This window comes from Streptomyces sp. 13-12-16, from assembly GCF_002114215.1.
In the GTDB taxonomy this organism is placed as follows: Bacteria; Actinomycetota; Actinomycetes; order Streptomycetales; family Streptomycetaceae; genus Streptomyces.
The window spans coordinates 1-413 of sequence record NZ_NCTE01001151.1 but is presented as its reverse complement, the minus strand read 5'-3'; the positions used below and the strand labels follow the sequence as shown (position 1 = coordinate 413).

Sequence of the window (413 nt, the reverse complement as noted above, 5' to 3'; positions counted from 1 at the left end):
CGGCGACCGCCGCCGACCTCGCCGGCCGGCTCACCGCCGATCCGCGCGTGGCCCGGGTGCACTACCCGCGCATCGGCGGGGCGATGGTCTCCTTCGAGGTGCACGGGGACCCGCACGAGGTGATCGCCGGCGTACGCCTGATCACCCCGGCCGTCAGCCTGGGCAGCGTGGACTCCCTCATCCAGCACCCGGCCTCCATCAGCCACCGCATCGTCGACGCCGACGACCGCAGGGGCGCCGGGGTGAGCGACCGGCTGCTGAGGCTCTCGGTCGGCCTGGAGGACGTCGAGGACCTGTGGGCCGATCTGGACGCGGCCCTGGGGGAGCGGGCCGGGACGCCCACGCCGGCGGAGGCGTCGGCCCGGGGCTGAGGCCGGGCCCACGGGGAACGGCCCGGCGGCGCGACCCGCCGG

The 413-nt window shown here is 77.7% G+C and carries 1 protein-coding gene; it reads left to right on the top strand.

Annotated features, from left to right (window positions below; all coding sequences use genetic code 11):
* Nucleotides 1–371, top strand: a 371-nt coding sequence (locus B7767_RS36665; protein ID WP_179167449.1) for a PLP-dependent transferase, incomplete at its 5' end; no start/stop codon positions are given.
* Nucleotides 372–413 lie beyond the last annotated feature (42 nt).